Raw genomic sequence first — 21,109 nt, forward strand, 5'->3', positions numbered from 1 at the left:
CCGATGAAGAGACCTTCGTTCCCGGCGGCCGCTCGCACCCCGCTGGCGGTGCTCGGCGTGGCCGCCACCCTGCTGGCGGCCGGATGTTCCTCCGGTACGCAGGGGTCGACGGCGACCGGCGGCACACCGCAGAAGGGCGGGGCGGTGACCTTCGCGCTGCCGCCCAACGCCACCCCCAACTGGATCTTCCCGCTCGGCACCCCCGGCCACCTGGCCTCGTACAACAGCTCGATCCGGCAGAACGTCTTCCTGCCGCTGTACGCCTACAACGGGTCGAGCGGCACCGTGGCCCTGGACGAGAAGGCCGGTGCGGCGAAACCGCCGGTCTACTCCAGCGACGGCAAGACCGTCACCATCACGCTGAAGGACCTGACCTGGGCGAACGGTCAGAAGATGACCAGCCGCGACGTGGAGTTCTGGTTCAACCTGGCCAAGGCCAACAAGGACCAGTGGGGCAACTACAACAAGGGTGACCTGCCGGACAACGTCGCGAAGTTCACGACCGTCAACGACACGACGTTCAAGCTCGACCTGACTCAGGCGTACAACCCGGACTGGTTCACCGCCAACCAGCTCACCTACGTCACGCCGATCCCGCAGGCCGCCTGGGATGTCGAGGCCGCCGGCGGCAAGGTCGGCGACTACGACCGTACGACGGACGGCGCCAAGAAGGTCTTCAAGTACCTCACCGGCGAGGCCGGCAAGCTCGCGGAGTACGCCACCAACCCGCTTTGGAAGGTCGCCAACGGGCCGTTCACGGTGAAGGAGTTCACCACCACCGGCCAGGTGACGCTCGCCAAGAACCCGAAGTACACCGGCGACGACGCCGCCCACCTGGACACCGTCACTTTCAAGCCGTTCACCTCCGCCCAGGCGGAGCTCAACGTCCTGCGCTCCGGCGGCGTCGACTACGGCTACCTGCCGGCGCTCGCGCTCTCGCAGCAGAAGACGCTCGAGAACAGCGGGTACCAGGTCAAGCCATGGAACGGCTGGGCGATCACCTACATCCCGTACAACTTCAACAACCCGGACATGGGCGCGGTGTTCAAGCAGCTCTACATCCGGCAGGCCGTGCAGACGTCGATCGACCAGGCGACCATCTCGCGCGTCATCTGGCACGACCAGGCCGCCCCCGGGTACGGGCCGGTGCCCCAGCAGCCCGTGTCGAAGTACCTGTCGGCCGACCAGAAGAACAACCCGTACCCCTACGACGTGAACAAGGCCAAGGCGCTGATCACGTCGCACGGCTGGACGATCACGAACAACGTGGCGTCCTGCACGAAGCCGGGCACCGGGGCCGACCAGTGCGGGGCCGGGATCAAGGCGGGCACGCAGCTGAAGTTCTCCCTGCTGACCGAGAGCGGCAGCACCGAGACCGACAACACGATGCAGGAGCTGCAGTCCTCCCTGTCGAAGATCGGCATCGCGCTGTCGATCAAGTCGGAGCCGCTCAACTCCGTCCTCGACCACACCCCGGAGTGCAAGCCGAGCCAGTCGACGTGCTCCTGGCAGCTGTCCTTCTTCGGGACGCAGGGCAGCTGGTACTTCCCGGCGTACCCGAGCGGCGAGCAGATCTTCTCCACCGACGCCGGCACCAACCTCGGCAGCTACAGCGACCCGGCCGTCGACAAGCTGGTCAAGGAGTCGACGAGCTCGTCGTCGCCCGCGGCGATGCAGGAGTACAGCTCCTACCTCGCCAAGAACCTGCCGGTGATCTGGATGCCGAACCCCGCCTACCAGGTGTCGGCGATCCGCAACAACCTGCGCGGCGTCGTCCAGGACCCGCTGGCGTCCATGCAGCCGCAGCGCTGGTACCTCGCGAAGTGACCGACGCGCCCGGGACGGCCGGCCGCCGTCCCGGGCCCCACTCTGGCCGGAGGAACCCCCGTTGATCCGCTTCCTGGCAAAGCGCCTCGGGCAGGCGATCGTCGTCATCCTGCTGGTGACCGTGATCGTCTTCCTGCTGCTGCACTCGGTCCCCGGCGGGCCCGCCCGGGGCATCCTCGGTCCGCAGGCCAGCCCGCAGGCGATCGCGGCGTTCAACCACGAGCACGGCTTCGACAAGTCGCTCGTCCAGCAGTACTGGGCGTTCCTCAGCCGCCTGCTGCGGGGCGACCTCGGCGACTCGTACACGCTGAACCAGTCGGTCGGCTCGCTCATCGCCCAGCGCCTGCCCAAGACGCTGGTCCTGACCGGCATGTCGACGCTGCTGGCGCTCGTCATCGCCGTCCCGCTGGGGGTGTGGCAGGGGCGGCGGCGCCGGGGCCTGACCGACTACGCGGTCACGGCCGTGGTGTTCATCGGGTACGCGACGCCGGTCTTCTTCCTCGCGCTCATCCTCGTGATCGTCTTCACCGAGAAGATCCCGATCCTGCCCCCGCAGGCGCCGCAGACCCAGTCGCTCGCCGGGCTGTTCGCCGACTCACGCGGGCTGATCCTCCCGGTCCTCGCCGGGGCGATCGCCACGGTCGCGGCGTTCAGCCGGTACATGCGGTCGGCCGTGCTCGACAACCTCGCCGAGGACTACGTACGGACCGCCCGCGCCAAGGGCGCCTCGGAACGCCGGGTGGTGTGGCTGCACATCATGCGCAACTCGCTGACCCCGATCATCGCGATGCTCGGCTACTACCTGCCGGTGCTGTTCTCCGGCGCGCTGGTCATCGAGTCGGTGTTCAACTACCCCGGGATGGGGCTGCTGTTCTGGAACGCCGCGCAGACCTCCGACTACCCGATCCTGCTCGGCACGGTCCTGGTGATCGCGCTGGCCACCGTCATCGGCTCGCTGCTCGCCGACATCGTCCAGGCGCTCGTCGACCCCCGCGTCCGGGGAGCGATCCGTTGACGGGCACCGCCAGGGTTCCGACGAAGGAGGATCCGTGACCGAGCGAAGCGAGGGAGCCAATCAGCAGAGCACCTCGGTCATGAGGCCGACGAAGGAGGACACATGACCGTCTCCGCCCCGCTCCTTACCGAGCAGGCGCCCGCGACCACCGCGGCCGGGCCGTACCGCCGGATGGTGAAGCTGTTCTTCGCCAACCGGCTGGCCGTCACGGGCCTGGTGATCCTGGGAACGCTGCTGATCTTCTGCTTCCTCGGCCCGCTGATCCACCACACGGACCAGACGCACACGCGGTTGTCCGACGCCAACCTCTCGCCGGGAACGCGCGGGCACCTCCTCGGCACCGACGACGTCGGCCGCGACGTGCTGGGACGCCTGATGGTCGGCGGCCAGACCTCCCTGGAGATCGGCATCGCCGCCGGCCTGCTCGCGACGCTGATCGGCACGGTCTGGGGCGCGATCTCCGGGTACGCCGGCGGCTGGGTCGACGCGGTGATGATGCGGGTCGTCGACGCGGGCATCGCGATCCCCGCCCTGTTCCTGCTCCTCGTGACCGCGACGATCCTCCGCCCCACGGTGCCGGTGCAGATCCTGATCATCGGCTGCGTGTCGTGGCTCGTGCCGGCCCGGCTCGTACGCGCGGAGGCGCTGTCGCTGCGCAGCCGCGACTACGTGCAGGCCATGAAGGCGATGGGCGGCGGTCACGGCCGGGCGGTCTTCCGCCACGTCATCCCCAACGCCATCGGGACGGTGGTCGTCAACGCCACCTTCCAGGTGGCCGACGCGATCCTGCTGATCGCCTATGTCAGCTTCCTCGGTCTCGGCGTGGCCCCGCCGAAGACCGACTGGGGCGGCATGCTCAGCAAGGGCATCTCCTACACCTACGACGGCTACTGGTGGCTGATCTTCCCGGCGGGCCTGGCGATCGTGCTGGTCGTGTGCGCGTTCAACTGCATCGGCGACGGCCTCCGCGACGCCTTCGAGGTACGGCTGCAGGGGCGCTGATGCGGAACACGACGGAAGGTGAGACGGTGAGCGACTCTCCGGCGCTGGCCATCGAGGACCTGAGCGTCTCCTTCTCGGGCGGCCCCGAGACGGTGCGCGCGGTCGACGGCGTCAGCATCCGCGTCCGCCCGGGCGAGATCGTCGCGGTCGTCGGCGAGTCCGGGTCCGGCAAGAGCGTCACGTCGATGTCGACCCTGGGCCTGCTGCCGCCGACCGCCACCGTGAGCGGCACGATCCGGGTCGGCGACGTCGACGTCACGACACTGGACGGCGCGGCACTGCGGGCCGTACGCGGATCCGAGATCGCCATGGTGTTCCAGGAGCCGATGACCGCGCTGAATCCCGCGTTCACCGTCGGCTGGCAGGTGGCCGAGGCGCTGCGGCTGCACATCGACGGCCTGTCGCGGAAACAGGCCCTCGACCGCGCCGCCGAGCTCCTGGAGACGGTCGGCATCCGGGACGCGAGGCGCAGGCTCGGGCAGTACCCGCACGAGCTGTCCGGCGGCCTCCGCCAGCGCGTCATGATCGCCATGGCGATCGCCTGCGAGCCGAAGGTGCTGATCGCCGACGAGGCGACCACCGCCCTCGACGTCACCGTGCAGGCGGAGATCCTCGACCTGCTGCGCGGCCTGCGGGACCGGTTCGGCACGGCGATGCTCGTCATCACCCACAACATGGGCGTCGTCGCCGACATCGCCGACCGCGTCGTCGTCATGTACCAGGGCAAGGTCGTCGAGGAGGCACCGGTCGAGGAGCTGTTCGCCCGGCCGCGCGCCGACTACACCAAGCGGCTGCTGAGCGCCGTCCCGCGCCTGGCCCCTCGAGGCGACGCACCGCGGACCGCGCCGGTACGGGATGAGGAGACCGCACCGGCGGACGTCCCCGGGCACGAGGAGGACGCCGCCTCGGCGACGTCCCGGGACGGCGGATCGCCCGGCGTCTCCCCGGACCGCGCACGACCGGACACGCCCGACGGCGAGTCGGCGCTCGCCATCGAGAACCTCGTCGTGCAGTTCCGCGGCAAGGGCGGCGTCAAGGTCCGCGCGGTCGACGACGTGTCCCTCACCATCGCCCGGGGCGAGGTCCTCGGGCTGGTCGGCGAGTCGGGTTCCGGCAAGTCGACCGTGGGCCGCGCGGCGATCGGGCTGATCACGCCGGCCTCGGGCACCGTACGGCTGCTCGGCGACTCGCTGACCGGGGCGCGGGGGAGCGCGCTGCGGAAGCTGCGGCGACGGTGCGGAATCGTCTTCCAGGACCCCGCGTCGTCCCTGGACCCCCGGATGACCGTCGGCGACTGCGTCGCCGAGCCGCTGGTGATCAACAAGGTCGGTGGCCGGGACGAGCGGGTCGTCGCCCTGCTGGAGAGCGTCCGCCTCGACCCGGCGGTACGGCTCCGCTACCCGCACGAGCTGTCCGGTGGCCAGCGGCAGCGGGTCGGCATCGCGCGGGCGCTCGCCCTCGACCCCGACCTCGTGATCGCCGACGAACCGACCAGCGCACTGGACGTCTCGGTGCAGGCCGCCGTGCTCGACGTGTTCCTGGACCTGCAGGCCCGCCTCGGCTTCGCCTGCCTGTTCATCACGCACGACCTCGCCGTCGTCGGGTTGGTCTCCGACCGGGTCGCGGTGCTGAACGAGGGGCGGCTCGTGGAGGAGGGCCCGCGCGAGCAGGTGCTGTTCGACCCGCGTGAGGACTACACGCGCCGCCTGGTCACCTCCGCGCCCGTTCCCGACCCGGTGGAGCAGCGCGAACGCCGGGCCCGTGCGGCGGAGCTGAGAGCGGCCCGCGGCTGACCGCGGCCGCCGCCGTCGGCCCGGTGCCCCAGGGCCCCGGGCGAGGGCGGCCGCCGGCCACTGTCCCGTAGAACCGCGTTCGGTTGTCGGAGGATCGGTGGCTTACGATCGGCGCGTGACGGTTCGCGGACTCATCACCGACTGGGGCGGCGTGCTCACCACGCCGCTGAAGGAAACGATCACGGCGTGGATCGAGGCGGACGACATCGACCCCGACACCTACAAACTGGTGATGCGGGAGTGGGTGAGCCAGGCGTACGCCGGTGACGGCGTCGTCAACCCGATCCACGGGCTGGAGGACGGGTCGCTGAGCCCCGCGGAGTTCGAACGCCGCCTGGCCGAGCGGCTGCGCACCCGGACCGGCGCGGCGGTGCCCGCCGACGGCCTGCTGACCAGGATGTTCCTCGCCTTCGAGCCGGTCGAGCCCATGTACGACGCGCTGCGCCGTGCGCGGGCCGCCGGCGTCCGTACGTGCCTGCTGTCGAACTCCTGGGGCAACACCTACCCGCGGGAGCTGTTCGCCGAGCTGTTCGACGCGGTCGTGATCTCCTCGGAGGTCAGGCTCCGCAAGCCGGACCCGGCGATCTTCAACCACGCCCTGGAGCTGATCGGGCTGCCGCCCGAGGAGTGCGCGTTCGTCGACGACATCGAGCACAACGTCAGCGCCGCCGAGGAGCTCGGCATCACCGGCGTGCACTACGTGGACACCGGCAGCACGGTCGCCCGGCTGGAGCACCTGCTGGGAATCTCGCTGAGCTGAGTCCGTCGGCGGAGCGCGCATTAGCGGCCCCGTACTGGCACACTCTCCAGGGTCATGCGTGTCTATTTGCCGTCCACCCTCAACGGCCTGGCCCGGATCCTCCGTGATCGGGAGCTCGGGCCGGTGCCGCTGACCGCCTACGCCGTGACCCCGGCGTTGCGTGAGTGGTATGCCTCCGCGGACCTCGAAGAGCTCGAGTACGCCGCGATGTCGGACGCCGCGAAGGCGTCCCTCCGGCTGCTGGCCGATGACCCGGAGGCGCCGTCCCGTCGCGTCGTCATCGTCGCCGAGGCGCCCGACAAAGCCGTCACCTACGCCGCCGGCGACCTCGTCGACGCCGAGGACCGCGCGGTCGTACGGGTGTCGGAGCCGATCCCGTTCAGCCGGATCGTCTCCGGGCACATCGACGACGCCGAGGCCGAGCCGGACATCCGTGCCGCGCGCGCCGCCATCGGGGCCGCCGACGCGGGCGACGAGGACGCCCGGTTCACCGTCGACGGGGCCGCCGGGCATGACCTCATGTGGTACGCCACCCAGGAACTCCCGCATTTGCTGCCCTGACGACTGCGGCCACGGCCCTCGGGGGCTTTCTTCCAAGGACCGCGGCCGCGCTGCTTGGTCGAGTCCTACTGGCCGGCCTGCTGGACGAAGGCGTTCGTGTAGGTCTTGCTCAGGTCGACCTGGTGGCCCTTGACGTCGGGGGAGAAGCTGCTCAGGACGTTCAGGACCGTCTTGGGGCCGTCGGCCGGCATGAGGCCGTCCGGGCTGTACATGCCCTTCTCGTTCTGTAGTGCCTTGACGTAGGCGTCCAGGCCGACGCCGGAGTAGTAGGCGGTCGGCATTTTGCCGGCGATCTCGGCCGCGCTGTGGGTGTTGATCCACTTCAGCGTCTTGACGAACGCGGTTACGAGCTTCTGCACGGTGTCCTTGTGGGCGCTCACCCAATCCGTGCGGAGGTACAGGCACGACGACGGGTAGGTGCCGCCGAGCGCCTGGCGGGCACCCTGGGCCGTCCGCATATCGATGAGCGGCTGCGCCAGGTGCTTCTGGATCAGCGCGGTGATCGTCGGCTCGGTGGTCATTCCGGCGTCGATCTGGTGATGCTGCATCGCCGCGATGAACGTCGGACCGGCTTCCACCGGGATCGAGGTGATCTGGTTCACCGGCACTCCGGCGTGCACGGCGAGGGCCTTGGTGAGGAAGTTGGTGGAGGAGCCGAGGCCGGTCACGCCGAGGTGCCTGCCCTTGAAGTCCGCCGCGGACTTGATCTGGCCGGCCTCGTCGGTGCGGACCATCTCCACCTCGCCGGGCGCCTGTAGCAGCTGGACCACGGACTCGGTCTGCTTGCCCTTGGCCTGCAGATCGATGTTGTGGTCGTAGAAGCCGACGACGCCGTCGACGTTGCCGGCGAGCATCTGGTTCTCGGCGTCCACGCCGGCCGGTTCGTCGGACAGCTGCACGTTCAGACCCGCGGCCTGGAAGTAGCCGAGCCGCTGAGTGAGCATGGCCGGTAGGTAGATCTGTTTGTCGAGCCCGCCGACCATGAGTTTCACGGTGGTGGACCCGCCGCCGCCCGACGTGCCGCTGCCGGCGGACGCCTTCGAACCGCTCGAACCGCAGGCGGTCGCGGACAGGGCGAGTGTGGCCGCGGCCATGCCGATCAGGACTCTTCGTGGCAGGGACATGACGAATCTCCTTTGGAGTGATGCGGCCGGGACACGTGCCCGCGGACGGGGGCCGGGCCGCCGGGGGTTCTCTACAGACCGCTCTCGGGGTCGCGGTCGTTGGACGGGCGCCAGGCCAGCAGCCGGCGTTCGAGCACCGTGAGCAGGAATTCGGCGGCCAGCGCCATCACCGCGACCAGCACGGTGCCGGCGTACACGCCGTTGGGGTTGAAGTTGCCCTTCGCCTGGTTGATCAGCAGGCCCAGGCCGTGCTGGGCACCGATGATCTCGCCGACGACCGCGCCGATGAGGGCGAAGCCGAAGGCGACGTGGAGGCTGGCGATGATCCACGTGAACGCCGACGGGATGACCACCTGTGTGGTGACCTTCCACGGCGAGGCGCCGAGGATCCGCGCGTTGGCGATCAGGTTCCGGTCGACCTCGCGGGTGCCCTGGAAGGCGTTGAAGAACACCACGAAGAACACCAGGACGACGGCGGTCGCCACCTTGCCGGGAATCGCGAGGCCGAACCACAGCGCGAAGATCGCTGCGAGCACGATCCGGGGGATGGAGTTGAAGAGCTTGATGAACGGGCCGAAGACCGCGGCGAGGATCCGCACCCTGCCGAGCGCGACACCGAGCACGATGCCCGCGACCGAGCCGATCAGGAAGCCGAGGAGGGCCTCTTCCAGCGTCACCTCGAACTGCTGCCAGATGGACCCGACCTCGGTGCCGTGCTCGAACCAGTCGACCAGCTGCTTCCAGACGCCGGACGGCTGCCCGTAGAGGAAGGTGTCGATCCATTTCTGACGCGCGGCCAGCTCCCAGCTCCCCAGCACGGCGACGACCAACACCGCCTGGATGGACAGGATCGTCGCCCGGCCGCGCAGTCGGCGCCTCCTCGCCGCCGCTGCCGTCTGTGTGTCACGAGGCGTCGCCTCTCGCGGGTCGGACACCGCCGTCTGCTCGCTCATGCCGCCTCACCTGCCGTACGCGTGTAGGCCGCCTGCACCTCGTCGCGCAGCGAGTTCCAGATCCGCTCGTACAGGGCGACGAAGCGCGGCTCGAACTTGATCTCCTGGACGCGGCGCGGGCGGGGAAGGTCGATCGGGAAGACGTCCTTGACGCGGCCGGGGCCGACGGTGAGGACGACGACCTTGTCGGCCAGGGCGATGGCCTCTTCGAGGTCGTGCGTGACGAAGACGACCGAGGGCCGGGTCAGTTCCCACAGGTCGAGCAGCTCGTCCGACATGATCTGCCGGGTCTGCACGTCCAGGGCGGAGAACGGTTCGTCCATCAGCAGGATCCGCGGCTCGTTGATCAGCGTCTGGGCGAGCGCCACGCGCTTGCGCATGCCACCGGACAGCTGATGCGGATAGTGGCCCTCGAACCCAGACAGTCCGACCCGTCGCAGCCAGTCCCGCGACCGGTCGATCGCCTCGCGTCTGGCGGCGCCCCGGAACAGCGGCCCGGCCGCGACGTTGGTGAGCACCGACTTCCACGGGAAGACGGCGTCCTGCTGGAACATGAAGCCCACCCGCCGGTCGATCCCGCCGACCGGCCTGCCGTCGATCGTCACCGTTCCCGTGCTCGCCTCCTCGAGGCCGGAGATGAGCGAGAGGGTGGTGGACTTACCGCAGCCGGTGGGGCCGACCACGGCGCAGAACTCGCCGGGCGCGACCGTGAGATCGATGTCGCGCAGTGCGGTGTAGGTGGAGCCATCCGGCGTCCGGAATCTCTTGGTGACGCCGCGCAGCTCGATCGGCGGTGTGGCCTCGGACTGGGTCATGGGACTCTCCCCGCGTTCGTGTTGCGGAGACGTTAAGGAGCCCTCACGCCGCAGGGCGATCCTTCTGTTCGTTGTGGCGGATCTTCGGCTTTCTCGCTGTTTTGAGCGTTTTGTTTATCGTTCCGAAACGGACAAAACGGGTGTTACGGCTGTGTTGCTTGGCATACTCATCCCATGTGGCCCGCCCGTGGCCGGAAGCTGTCCACCCGCATTTTGACCAGCCAGCTCAGCATTCTGGTGGCGAGCATGCTGGTCGGCTTCGCGCTGTTCGCCCACGAGGAAAGGGCGAAGCTGGACGAGCAGTACCGCCGCCGGGCCCTGGCGATCGCCCAGACGACGGCGGGCACGCCGGAGATCCAGGCGGCGATGGAGTACGGTGGCGCCGGCGATCTGGTGCAGAGCACCGCGGAGCGGATGCGCAAGGCCTCCGGCGCCGGCTACATCGTGGTGCTCGACCTTAAAGCGGTCCGGCACTCCCACCCCAACCCCGCCCTGATCGGAAAGCCGGTCGCGGAACCACTCGTCGCGGCCGACGGGCGCGGCCATACCGGCATCGACCACGGCAGTCTCTGCCGGTCCGCGAACGGCAAGGCCCCGCTGTACGGGCCGTCCGGCGCTCTCGTCGGGGAGGTCTCCGCCGGGATCTGCGAGCGCGCCGTCTCCAGCACGCTTTGGAGTGAACTACCCGCGTTCGGCCTGTGGCTGGGCATCGCGCTGGCCTTCGGCGCGGGCGCGTCGTACGTGCTCGCGTCGCGGCTGAAGCGCCGCACGTTCGGGCTGGAGCTGGAGGAGATCGCCAAGCTCCTGCAGGAACGCGAGGCCATGCTGCACGGGATCAAGGAGGGCGTGATCGGCTTCGACCGCGCCGAGCGGATCACCATCGTGAACGACGAGGCCCGGCGGCTGCTCGGGCTCGGCGCGTCGGCGGTCGGGCGCCGGCTGGAGGAGGTCGTGCGGCCCGGGCGGCTGCGCGACGTCCTGGCCGGCGCGGACGGCGGCGCCGACGCGTCCGTGCTCACCGACGAGCACTATCTGACGGTCAACCGCCGGCCGGTACGCCTGCGCGGCCGGGAACTGGGCGCCGTCGTGACGCTGCGGGACCGCACCGAGCTGTCGGGGTTGCTGCGCGAGCTGGACGGCGTGCGCGCCCTGACGGATGCGCTCCGGGCCCAGCAGCACGAATTCTCCAACCGCATGCACACCGTCGCGGGGCTGCTGGAGCTCGGCGACCATGACGAGGCGATCGCCTACCTCACCACCGCGCAGGGCGCCGAGGCGGCGCTGTCGGAGTCGGTGCGGGAGCGCATCGCGAACCCCCTGGTCGTCGGCCTGATCCTGGCGAAGTCCGTGGTCGCCGCCGAGCGCGGCGTCACCCTGACGCTCACCGAGGACTCATGGTTGGGAGAGTCTCCCTCGCACGTCCAGGCGGTGCTCACGATCCTCGGCAACCTCGTGGACAACGCCATCGACGCCGCCGGGAGGCCGCGGCCGGGAGCGCCGGCGGCGCGGCCCACCGAGGTGACCGTTCGGCTCACCGACGGTGACGGGATCACGATGGTCGTCTCTGACACCGGTCCCGGTATCCCGCCCGGCTGCGCCGATCTGATCTTCACGGACGGGTACAGCACCAAGCACACCGATCGCGGCGGCACGGATGACGCGAGGCGAGCGTTCGAGGTGCGCCGTCGCGGGCTCGGCCTGGCCATCGTCCACCGGCTCGTCCGCCGGATCGGCGGCAGCATCCACGTCGGCGAGGGCCCGGGGGCCACCTTCACGGTGCGACTGCCCGACTCCACCCGGCTCCACGAGGCCGGTGAGCATCGCGAGCCCGGTCCGCAGCCACACGCGAAGGAGACGATCGGATGATCGGTGTGCTGGTCGCCGATGACGACTTCCACGTCGCCAAGATCCACACGAAGTACGTCGAGCGCGTCCCGGGGTTCTCGGTCCTCGGGCAGGCGCACAGCGCCGCCGACGCGCTCACCGCCGTCGCCGAACTGCACCCCGATCTGGTGCTGCTCGACATCTACCTGCCCGACGACAACGGCCTGAACGTCATCCGGCGGGTGCTCGACCAGGCGGCCAGTGACGACGGTTCCGCGCCTCCGGACTTCATCGTGATCAGCTCGGCCCGCGACGTGGCGAGCGTGCGACGGGCCATGCAACTCGGAACCGTGCACTACCTCGTCAAGCCCTTCGGCTTCGCGGCACTGCGGGAGCGGCTGACCGCGTACGAGGAACTCCACGCCCGGCTCACCACGCTGGATGACCAGACCGCCGATCAGGCCGACGTCGACGCGCTGTACGGCCTGCTCCGCGGGCCCGCGGCCCTGCCGTCGACCCTGCCGAAGGGGCACTCGGCGCCGACGCTGCAACGCGTCCGGGACGCCGTACGGTCGGCGTCCGACGACATGTCGGCCGCCGAGGTCGCCGCACTCGTGGGCATCAGCCGCCCGACCGCCCAGCGGTACCTCGCCTACCTGGCCCGGCACGGCGTCGTCGAGCTTCGGCTCCGCTACGGCGTCACCGGCCGGCCGGAGCATCGCTACAGCGCCGCCACCTCCTGACCTTCACCGTCATCGCGGTGCGGGGCCGGCCTGAGCCGGCTGCTGGGGCCACCGCCCCTGACGGGACGCGGCGCCCGGTGGACCTTTGATCTACGGTCCGTGGATTATCCTCTGGACGTTATGGCGCACATCGTGTGGGACTGGAACGGCACGCTCTTCAACGATCTCGACGCGGTCGTGGACGCCACCAACGAGATCTTCATCTCGTACGGCCTGGCGCCGGTGGACCTGGACTCGTTCCGGGCGATCTACACCCGTCCGATCTGGGCCTGCTACGAGCGCATGCTGGGCCGCCCGCTGGAGGACGGGGAGTGGGAGCGGCTCGACGCCGCCTTCCACGACTCCTACCACCGGCTGATGGAGCGCTGCCGGCTCGCGGCGGACGCCCAGCACGCGATCGACACCCTCGCCGGCGCCGGGCACAGCCAGTCCCTGCTGTCGATGTGGCACCACGACCGGCTGACCGTCGCGGTTCACGAGCACGGCATCGGGAAGGTCTTCCGCCGGGTCGACGGCCTGCGGCCGGAGGAGGCCGGCGGGTCGAAGTCGGAGTTCATGGTCCGGCACCTGTCCCGGCTCGGGGTCGACCCGGCCGAGGTGATCGCGATCGGGGACAGCATCGACGACGCGGTGGCCGCCCGGCACGCGGGGGCGCGCGCGGTCCTGTACGCCGGGGGCATGCAGGCGAGGGCCGAACTGGACCGGTTCGGGGTCCCCGTGGTGGACCGGCTCACCGAGATCTCCGCATACATTTGACCTGCATGAAGCGTGTTTTGTCCGCTTGACGAGGGCATGCGAGGATGCACAGAGCGATCCTCACGAGGGATCGCGACCATGATCCCGACCCCGGGATCGACTGACGACGCTGTCACGAACTGCGGGGAGCTTTCTCATGGACGCTGTGACGAACGTGCCGGTCCCCGTGAACGAGCCGGTCAAGGCGTACGCCCCCGGCAGCCAGGACCGGACCGCCGTCGAGGCGAAGCTCAAGGAGCTCGCCGGCGAGCAGATCGACCTCACGATGACCATCGGGGGCGAGCAGCGGCTCGGCGGCGGGCGGCCCGTCGACACGGTGCAGCCGCACAAGCACCGGCACGTCCTCGGGCAGGCCCGGGAGGCCACCGACGACGACGTGCGCGCGGCCGTCGACGCCGCGCGGGAGGCCGCTCCGGCGTGGCGGGCCCTGTCGTTCGACGACCGGGCCGCGATCTTCCTCAAGGCGGCCGACCTGTTGTCCGGACCGTGGCGGTCCACGCTGAACGCCGCGACCATCCTCGGCCAGTCGAAGTCGGTGCAGCAGGCCGAGATCGACGCGGCGTGCGAGCTGATCGACTTCCTGCGCTTCAACGTCGCCTTCGCGCGCGAGCTGCTCACCCAGCAGCCGATCTCCTCGCCGGGCGTGTGGAACCGCCTGGAGTACCGGCCGCTCGAGGGCTTCGTCACCGCGATCACGCCGTTCAACTTCACGGCGATCGCCGGCAACCTGCCCACCTCGCCCGCGCTGATGGGCAACGTCGTCGTGTGGAAGCCCTCCCCGACGCAGCAGTTCGCCGCACACTTCACGATGCGGCTGCTGGAGGAGGCCGGCCTGCCGCCCGGCGTGATCAACCTGGTGACCGGCAACGGTGAGGCGGTCTCCAACGTCGCGCTGCGCCACCCGGACCTGGCGGGTATCCACTTCACCGGCTCCACCGCGACCTTCCAGCACCTGTGGCGCACCGTCGGGGAGAACATCTCCGGCTACCGCTCCTACCCCCGGCTGGTCGGCGAGACCGGCGGCAAGGACTTCGTCGTCGCCCACCCGTCGGCCGACCCTCGGGTGCTCGCCACCGCGCTGATCCGCGGCGCGTTCGAGTACCAGGGCCAGAAGTGCTCGGCCGCCTCGCGCGCGTACGTCCCGCGCTCGGTGTGGAACACCATGCGCGACGACTTCCTCGCCACCGTCGAGTCCCTGACCGTGGGGAACGTCGCCGAGGACCTGTCGGCCTTCATGGGCGCGGTGATCGACGACCGGGCGTTCGCCAAGCACCGGGCGGCCATCGAGCGCGCCCGCTCCCACGACGGCATCGACATCCTCACCGGCGGCGGCCTCGACGACTCCGAGGGCTACTTCGTCCAGCCCACGGTCCTGCTGAGCGGCGACCCGGAGGACGAGATCTTCACCAAGGAGTACTTCGGCCCGATCCTCGGCGTGCACGTCTACGACGACGCCGACTACGACACCGTGCTCACCCAGATGGAGAGCGCCGCGCCGTACGGGCTGACCGGGGCGGTCATCGCCCAGGACCGTCAGGCCATCGCGGAGGCGTCGGAGAAGCTGCGGTTCGCCGCCGGCAACTTCTACGTCAACGACAAGCCGACCGGCGCGGTCGTCGGCCAGCAGCCGTTCGGCGGCGCGCGGGCGAGCGGCACCAACGACAAGGCCGGCTCGATCTTCAATCTGATCCGGTGGGTGAACACCCGCTCGATCAAGGAGACGTTCGTGCCGCCGACCGACCACCGATACCCCCACATGGGGTGATCGCCTCGGCTCCCCCCGGCCGGTAACGTTCGTCTTGGAAGTGCCATGACATAGCCTGTGAGCAGGCAGGATGCGTGGCACGCCTGAAGCAGACCGGGGGGCTGTGTGGGGCGCTTGATGTCGGTTGGCGCCGTCGTCGCCTGTGCGGCGGCGGCGGGGTTCGCGGTCAAGGCCCTGACCGTGCCCGAGTCGCGTCCCGCACGCGTGGTCGACGCGGAGGGCGACGCCGACCTGGGCCGCCTCACGCTGCGCGCCGATCCCCGGCTGGCCCCCGCGGCGGGGGACCGGCTGGCGCCCGGAGAGCGGGCCGGCTACAGCTTCAGCGTCACCAACGCCGGCTCGGACACCATCCGGCATGTCGTGGTCCGCAGCGTCAAGGTCGCCGCACCGGGGACCGACGAGCGGCTGGCCGTCGTGTCCGTGAGCGACCCGTCATGCTGGGGAATCGGCCGGGTCGAGTGCATCTTCCAGGAGCTCGCCCCGGGACGGACCAGGACCGTCCACGTGGTCGTGGACACCCCGGCGAACCGGCCGCCGCGCGGCCGCATGGTGATCCAGACGTTCATGGGCCGCTTCACCGAGCCCGTCGGCGGGGCGATCCCGCTGGAGGTGATCGGCGAGATCAAGGTGACGACGGGCCGCTTTCCCTGACGTGCCGGGCTGACGCAGCGCGCTGACGGAGCGGGCTGCCCCCGACGGAGTGGGCTGCCCTCCCTGGCGGGGCGGGCACTTTCCCCGGCGGGACGTGGCTCCTTTCCCTGACGGTTTGCGTCGGCGGGCCGCAGCCTCCACGATTGACCAGCGAGTCGACCGGCTCGACGGCCGAGATCCACGGCTCCCGGACGCACAAACGTCCGGCGGTGCCCTTCGGCCGTACTCGCGGGGAGTACGTCCAGGAGACCGCCATGCCTCGTCTGGTGCTGTGGAACGTCGATCACACGCTGGTCGACGTCGGCAAGGTGACCCGGGAGGCGTACGCCGAGGCCTTCGAACGCGTCACCGGGCGGCCGCTCGTCCGTCTCGCCCCGACCCACGGGCGTACCGAGTCGGAGATCATCTTCGAGACGCTGGCGTTCAACGACGTCGAGACCACCGAGGAGCACCTGCCGGCGTTCATGAGCGCGCTGGCGGACGCGTTCTCGGCGCGCAAGGGGGCCGTCCGCAAGGAGGGGCGGGTGCTGCCCGGCGCCCGCGAGGCCCTCGCGGCGGTGGCCCGGCGGCGTGACGTGGTGCAGTCGGTCCTGACGGGCTCCATCCAGCCGAACGCGATCACCAAGCTCAAGGCGCTCGGCCTCGACAAGTACCTCGATTTCAAGGTCGGCGGGTACGGCTCGGAGACCTACCCCAAGGCCGCGCTGGTCGAGCTGGCCCGCACCCGGGCGGGGGAGAAGTACGGCGCGGTGATCGCGGAGTCCGCGACCGTGCTCGTGGCCGACTCGCCGCGCGACGTGCAGGCGGCCCGGATCAGCCACGCGAGGACGATCGCGGTGGCGACCGGCACGGCCACCCAGGCGGAGTTGCGTTCCGCGGGCGCGGACGTCGTGCTGCCGAGCCTCGCCGAGACCGATCAGGTCGTCGCCGCGATCGAGGACCTGACGTCCGGCTCCTGACGGACAGATCCGCCCGGGGCGCGTATTCCGGCACGCGATAACGTCCGATCAGCGGCCGTTTGCGGCCCGGTGGCCGTCGGCTCGATGCTGGAGCCACGAGACTGCGAGGAGGCGTGCCGTGTCCGTTGCCGAGGGTGACCTGCTGTGGGATCCGTCCGAGGAGGTCCGCCGGACCGCCCGTGTCGCCCGTTTCATGCGTGAGCGCGGGTTCGGTTCGTACGAGGAGCTGTGGCGGTGGTCCGTCACCGACCTGGACGGCTTCTGGGACGCGATCTGGGCGTACTTCGGCGTGCTGGGCGAGCGTGGCGACGGGCCGGTGCTGGAGCGGGCGGAGATGCCGGGCGGCCGCTGGTTCCCCGGGGCGACGATCAACCACGCGCGGAACATGCTGCGCCGGGCCGAGGAGGATCCGGACGCGACGGCGGTGGTGTTCCGTACGGAGGCCGACGACGACGGCGGGCCGCGCCGCTCGCGGACGCTGACGTATCGGGAGCTCGCCGCCGAGGTCGCCGAGGTGCGCGCGGGGCTGCGGGCCCTCGGCGTCGGCCGGGGCGACCGCGTCGCGGCGTACGTGCCGAACATCCCCGAGGCGCTGGTCGCCTTCCTCGCGACCGCGTCCCTCGGCGCGATCTGGTCATCGTGCTCACCGGACTTCGGCGCGCCGAGCGTGATCGACCGGTTCACCCAGATCGAGCCGAAGGTGCTGATCGCGGTGGACGGCTACGCCTACAACGGCAGGCGGTTCGACCGGTCCGCGGTGGTCCGCGACATCCAGGCGTCGCTGCCCACGCTGGAGGCCACGGTCACGATCCCGTACCTCGACTCCGGCGCCGCCGCGATCGGCGAGGGCCGCGCGCTCCGGTACGCCGACCTGCGGCGCTCCGGAGAGCCGCTCGCCTTCGAGCCGGTGCCGTTCGACCATCCCCTGTGGATCCTGTACTCCTCGGGCACCACCGGGCTCCCCAAGCCCATCGTCCACGGGCACGGCGGCATCGTCCTGGAGCACCTCAAGGCCCTCACGTTCCACCAGGACCTCGGCCCCGGCGACGTCTTCTTCTGGTACACCACGACCGGCTGGATGATGTGGAACTACCTCATCGGCGGCCTGCTCGTCGGCGCCACGGTCGTGCTGTACGACGGCGCGCCCGGCGGCGACGTCCTGTGGCGGCTGGCCGCCGAGACCGGGGTCACCTATTTCGGCGTCGGCGCGCCGTACGTCCTGGCGTCGATGAAGGCGGAATCAGACCCCGCCCGGGAGCACGACCTGTCCCGGATCCGCGGGATCGGCTCGACCGGCTCCCCGCTGCCGCCCGAGGGCTTCCGCTGGCTGTACGACCACGTCGGACGCGACCTGCTCGTCGGGTCCTTCTCCGGGGGCACCGACGTGGCGACCGGATTCGTCGGGCCGTGCCCGCTGCTGCCGCTGCGCGCCGGCGTGATCCAGTGCCGGGGGCTCGGCGCGAAGGTCGAGTCGTACGACGAGAAGGGCGAGCCGGTCGTCGGCGAGGTCGGCGAGCTGGTGGTCACCGAGCCGATGCCGTCCATGCCGATCTACTTCTGGAACGACCCGGACGGCGAGCGCTACCGCGACTCCTACTTCGGGGTGTTCCCCGGCGTCTGGCGCCACGGCGACTGGATCAAAATCCTGCCCGACGGCGGATGCGTGATCTACGGGCGGTCCGACTCCACCCTCAACCGCGGGGGCGTCCGCATGGGCACCGCCGACTTCTACCGCGTCGTCGAGGGGTTCGAGGAGATCGCCGACTCCCTGGTCGTCGACACCGGACAGCTGGGCCAGGAGGGGCGGCTGCTGCTGTACGTTCAGCTCGCCGAGGGCATCGCCCTGTCCGACGACCTGGTCGGCCGGATCCGTGTCGCGCTGCGGTCGACGCTGTCGCCCCGGCACGTTCCCGACGAGATCCGGGTGGTGCCCGGAGTCCCGCGGACCCTGTCCGGTAAGAAACTCGAGGTTCCAGTCCGTAAGATCTTGCTCGGCACGCCCATCGACAAGGCGGCGAATCCGGACGCGATGGCCAACCCCGAGGTGCTTCGGCACTTCACTCCGGATTCGTGACCCTGGGGCATGTCCGGTGGATCTTGTTCGCGCAGCCGAACGGAGATCCACCGGACACACCCCGGAGCTGGGCGCGTCTCTTGTACGGGACATGTCCGTCACCTGGTGCGGCCTGCTCTGGGCTCGCGGAGTCGGTGGCGGATATGTTCGGCAGATGCGGTTCGTCGTCCATGACCGGATCGGCGGGTTGACCGGGGGCTGACAATCCCGGTCGATTGAACCGGCCGGACGTAAGCCGCATCTCAACCGATATGCCCGACCGTGGGGACGGTCGGCGGGGAGCTCACGGAAGGGATGCGGTCGGCCATGGATCGGTCTGCGGAGGGCCATAACGCGATTCCCCTGCAGCCAAGGGATCCGCGGCGGCTGGGGGCGTACGAAGTCATCGGCCGGTTGGGGAGAGGCGGCCAGGGCGCCGTCTTCCTGGGCACCTCCCCGGAGGGCACCCAGGTCGCGATCAAGCTGCTCCACCCCGAACTGGCCCAGGACGCCAAGGCGCGCGCCCGCTTCGTCCGCGAGGTGGCCGCCGCCAAGCGGGTCGCGCGGTTCTGCACCGCGCAGGTGCTCGACGCCGACGTCGAGGGCGACCGTCCCTACATCGTCAGCGAGTACGTCCCGGGCCGGTCGCTGTACGACCTGATCAAGGAGAGCGGGCCGCTCAGCGGCGCGCCCCTGGAGCGTCTGGCGATCGGCACGGCCACCGCGCTCGTCGCCATCCACCAAGCGGGCGTCGTGCACCGGGACCTCAAGCCGCACAACGTGCTGATCGGGCCCGACGGCCCGCGGGTCATCGACTTCGGCATCGCGAAGGCGCTGGACACCACCGCGACGGTGTCGAGCCGGATCGTGGGCACGCCCGCCTACATGGCCCCGGAGCAGATCCGCGGCGAGACGGTCGGACCGGCCACCGATGTCTTCGCGTGGGCCGCCACGATCGTCTTCGCGGCCTCCGGCGCGCCGCCGTTCGGCAGCGACGCGATCTCCGTGGTGGTGAGCCGGATCCTGCTCGAGGAGCCCCGGCTCGGCGACCTGCCCGCCCCGATCCGCGCGCTCGTCGCCGGGTGCCTGCAGAAGGACCCCGCCGATCGGCTCACCGCCAGCGCCCTCCTGCTGCACCTGCTCGGCGGGGGCGGTCAGGAGGCCCGTCCCCAGGAGCCGCGCACCGAGGTGCTGCCGCCGGTCGAGACCATGGCCGACGCGGGCCCCGCGACGGTCCCCGCCGACCTGCTCGAACACGCCGCCACGGTCGCGGCCTACCGGACGCCGCCGCACGGCACGGCCCTGGCCGGGAACCCCCAGCCCGGCACCACGGCGTTCCCCAAGACACCCGTCGGGGCCCCGAAGACCCCGGTCGGAACCCACAAGCCGCCGGTCGGGGCTCCGAAGACCCCTGTCGGGAGCCACAATCCGCCCGTCGAGCTCCGTGCGACGGCCGCCGAGGCGCCCACGGCGCCCGTCACGGCCCAGGGAACGCCCGACTCGGGCGGGCGGACCCCCTATATCGGCGCGGCCGGACAAGCAGCGGGCGCGGGGGCTCCGTACTTCGGCGCGGCCGCGGAGACGCCAGGCGCGGGGCTTCCGTATCTGGGCGCGGGGGAGCCGACGTCGCCCGCCCTGTCGGGCATTTCGGGCACGGCGCGTGGCCGGTGGTCGGGGCTGTCGCGCGGCCGCCGGGCGCTGGCCGCCGCCAGTGCGGCGTTCGTCGCGGCCGCGGCGGTCGTCAGCGCGATCGCCCTGACTTCCAACGCGGACGACCGCCACGGACAGCAGACCGGTTATCAGCCCCAGGGCACCCAGAGCAGCGTCTCTCCGTCGAAGTCCCGGCGGACGTACGGAGGCGTGCCGGTGCACCCGGCGACCAGCCACACGACGGACCGGTCACCCACGCCGACGGACTCCGAACCCTCGAACTCCTCGGAGCCCTCCACCCCGACGAGCCCGGACCCGAGTTCGAGCGGTGGCACGACCCACACTCCGGGTGGCGGGACCCACACTCCCGGTGGTGGCTCGACTCATACTCCGGGTGGCGGGACCCACACTCCCGGTGGTGGCACGACCCACACTCCGGGCGGCGGCTCGAGTCCCGGGAGCGGTGCCACGCACGGATCCGGGAGCGGCGGCGGCTCGGGCGGCGGCAAGACCTCGGGCTCCGGCGTGACCGGCGGCGGCGCGGGATCCCACGCCTCGCCCGCGGCCCATTCCGGCGCCACTACCAGCGCCGGGGGCCGGTGAACCCGCTCCGCCGAGTCGGCTGATTTCGGATTTCGCGTTAACCTGGCCGCCGTGAGCACAACACCACAACGGCGTGGTGCGGCCGCGTCCGATTCCGGCGTGTCCGGATTCGGGTCCGGCGTGCCCGGGCGTAGCTTCGTAATCCTTCCGCGAAAACACGGTCCGCCCACCAGGGACGCCCACAGCGGGCGTTCCCCGGAGCCGGCACCCGACCGTGACCGTCATGACGACCTCAGGCGACTCGCCGAAGATCTT

General features: G+C 70.7%; 17 protein-coding genes. 14 read left to right on the forward strand and 3 right to left on the reverse strand.

Going from position 1 to position 21,109, the window contains the following annotated elements; genetic code table 11:
• The first annotated feature begins 3 nt into the window (after positions 1-3).
• The 6 genes from ABEA24_RS44650 to ABEA24_RS44675 all read left to right on the forward strand — a co-directional run bounded on the left by ABEA24_RS44650 (position 4) and on the right by ABEA24_RS44675 (position 6,958).
• The gene (locus tag ABEA24_RS44650) at positions 4-1,827 is read left to right on the forward strand and encodes a peptide ABC transporter substrate-binding protein (RefSeq protein ID WP_345440279.1); all 1,824 of its coding nucleotides are present in this window, start codon (positions 4-6) and stop codon (positions 1,825-1,827) included.
• 61 nt (positions 1,828-1,888) lie between these two features.
• The gene (locus ABEA24_RS44655; RefSeq protein WP_345440282.1) at positions 1,889-2,842 is read left to right on the forward strand and encodes an ABC transporter permease; all 954 of its coding nucleotides are present in this window, start codon (positions 1,889-1,891) and stop codon (positions 2,840-2,842) included.
• Positions 2,843-2,944: 102 nt separating this feature from the next.
• Positions 2,945-3,844 carry an ABC transporter permease gene (locus tag ABEA24_RS44660; RefSeq protein ID WP_345440285.1) on the forward strand — a complete coding sequence of 300 codons (900 nt, stop codon included), beginning with the start codon at positions 2,945-2,947 and terminating at the stop codon, positions 3,842-3,844.
• Between the two features lie 26 nt (positions 3,845-3,870).
• Positions 3,871-5,637, forward strand: coding sequence for an ABC transporter ATP-binding protein (locus tag ABEA24_RS44665; RefSeq protein WP_345440288.1), 1,767 nt, complete (start codon positions 3,871-3,873; stop codon positions 5,635-5,637).
• A gap of 115 nt (positions 5,638-5,752) precedes the next feature.
• Positions 5,753-6,397 carry an HAD family hydrolase gene (locus ABEA24_RS44670; protein ID WP_345440290.1) on the forward strand — a complete coding sequence of 215 codons (645 nt, stop codon included), beginning with the start codon at positions 5,753-5,755 and terminating at the stop codon, positions 6,395-6,397.
• A 54-nt stretch (positions 6,398-6,451) separates the two neighbouring features.
• A complete protein-coding gene (locus ABEA24_RS44675) occupies positions 6,452-6,958 on the forward strand; it encodes a DUF6912 family protein (protein WP_345440293.1) in 507 nt (168 codons plus the stop codon).
• Between the two features lie 65 nt (positions 6,959-7,023).
• On the opposite strand, the gene ABEA24_RS44680 is transcribed toward ABEA24_RS44675, so the two are convergent.
• From ABEA24_RS44680 to ABEA24_RS44690, 3 genes are all read right to left on the reverse strand, one after another.
• Positions 7,024-8,082 (reverse strand): ABC transporter substrate-binding protein, encoded by a 1,059-nt coding sequence (locus ABEA24_RS44680; RefSeq protein WP_345440296.1) that lies wholly within the window; start codon positions 8,080-8,082, stop codon positions 7,024-7,026.
• 71 nt (positions 8,083-8,153) lie between these two features.
• A complete protein-coding gene (locus ABEA24_RS44685; RefSeq protein ID WP_345440299.1) occupies positions 8,154-9,035 on the reverse strand; it encodes an ABC transporter permease in 882 nt (293 codons plus the stop codon).
• A complete protein-coding gene (locus ABEA24_RS44690; RefSeq protein WP_345440301.1) occupies positions 9,032-9,850 on the reverse strand; it encodes an ABC transporter ATP-binding protein in 819 nt (272 codons plus the stop codon). The genes ABEA24_RS44685 and ABEA24_RS44690 overlap by 4 nt, the downstream gene beginning before the upstream one ends.
• A 174-nt stretch (positions 9,851-10,024) precedes the next feature.
• Here ABEA24_RS44690 and ABEA24_RS44695 point away from each other — a divergent pair, with 174 nt between their 5' ends.
• The 8 genes from ABEA24_RS44695 (at position 10,025) to ABEA24_RS44730 (ending at position 20,854) form a co-directional block, all read left to right on the forward strand.
• Positions 10,025-11,716: an ATP-binding protein gene (locus tag ABEA24_RS44695; RefSeq protein ID WP_345440303.1), complete on the forward strand. Its 1,692-nt coding sequence runs from the start codon at positions 10,025-10,027 to the stop codon at positions 11,714-11,716.
• On the forward strand, positions 11,713-12,417 hold the full coding sequence (locus ABEA24_RS44700; protein WP_345440306.1) for a response regulator: 705 nt from the start codon (positions 11,713-11,715) through the stop codon (positions 12,415-12,417). The genes ABEA24_RS44695 and ABEA24_RS44700 overlap by 4 nt, the downstream gene beginning before the upstream one ends.
• Before the next feature lie 120 nt (positions 12,418-12,537).
• Complete coding sequence (locus ABEA24_RS44705; RefSeq protein ID WP_345440309.1) at positions 12,538-13,173, forward strand: HAD family hydrolase; 636 nt, start codon at positions 12,538-12,540, stop codon at positions 13,171-13,173.
• 136 nt (positions 13,174-13,309) lie between these two features.
• Positions 13,310-14,938 (forward strand): L-glutamate gamma-semialdehyde dehydrogenase, encoded by a 1,629-nt coding sequence (pruA, locus tag ABEA24_RS44710; RefSeq protein ID WP_345440312.1) that lies wholly within the window; start codon positions 13,310-13,312, stop codon positions 14,936-14,938.
• A gap of 117 nt (positions 14,939-15,055) precedes the next feature.
• Positions 15,056-15,589, forward strand: coding sequence for a hypothetical protein (locus ABEA24_RS44715; protein ID WP_345440314.1), 534 nt, complete (start codon positions 15,056-15,058; stop codon positions 15,587-15,589).
• A gap of 254 nt (positions 15,590-15,843) precedes the next feature.
• Positions 15,844-16,548, forward strand: a complete 705-nt coding sequence (locus ABEA24_RS44720) for an HAD family hydrolase (RefSeq protein ID WP_425551310.1) — start codon at positions 15,844-15,846, stop codon at positions 16,546-16,548.
• Positions 16,549-16,666: 118 nt separating this feature from the next.
• On the forward strand, positions 16,667-18,622 hold the full coding sequence (locus tag ABEA24_RS44725; RefSeq protein ID WP_345440319.1) for an acetoacetate--CoA ligase: 1,956 nt from the start codon (positions 16,667-16,669) through the stop codon (positions 18,620-18,622).
• Positions 18,623-18,928: 306 nt separating this feature from the next.
• Entirely contained in the window at positions 18,929-20,854 is a 1,926-nt protein-coding gene (locus ABEA24_RS44730; protein ID WP_345440322.1) for a serine/threonine-protein kinase, read from the forward strand.
• Positions 20,855-21,109: the final 255 nt, after the last annotated feature.

This window comes from Actinoallomurus vinaceus, assembly GCF_039542055.1.
GTDB lineage: Bacteria > Actinomycetota > Actinomycetes > Streptosporangiales > Streptosporangiaceae > Actinoallomurus > Actinoallomurus vinaceus.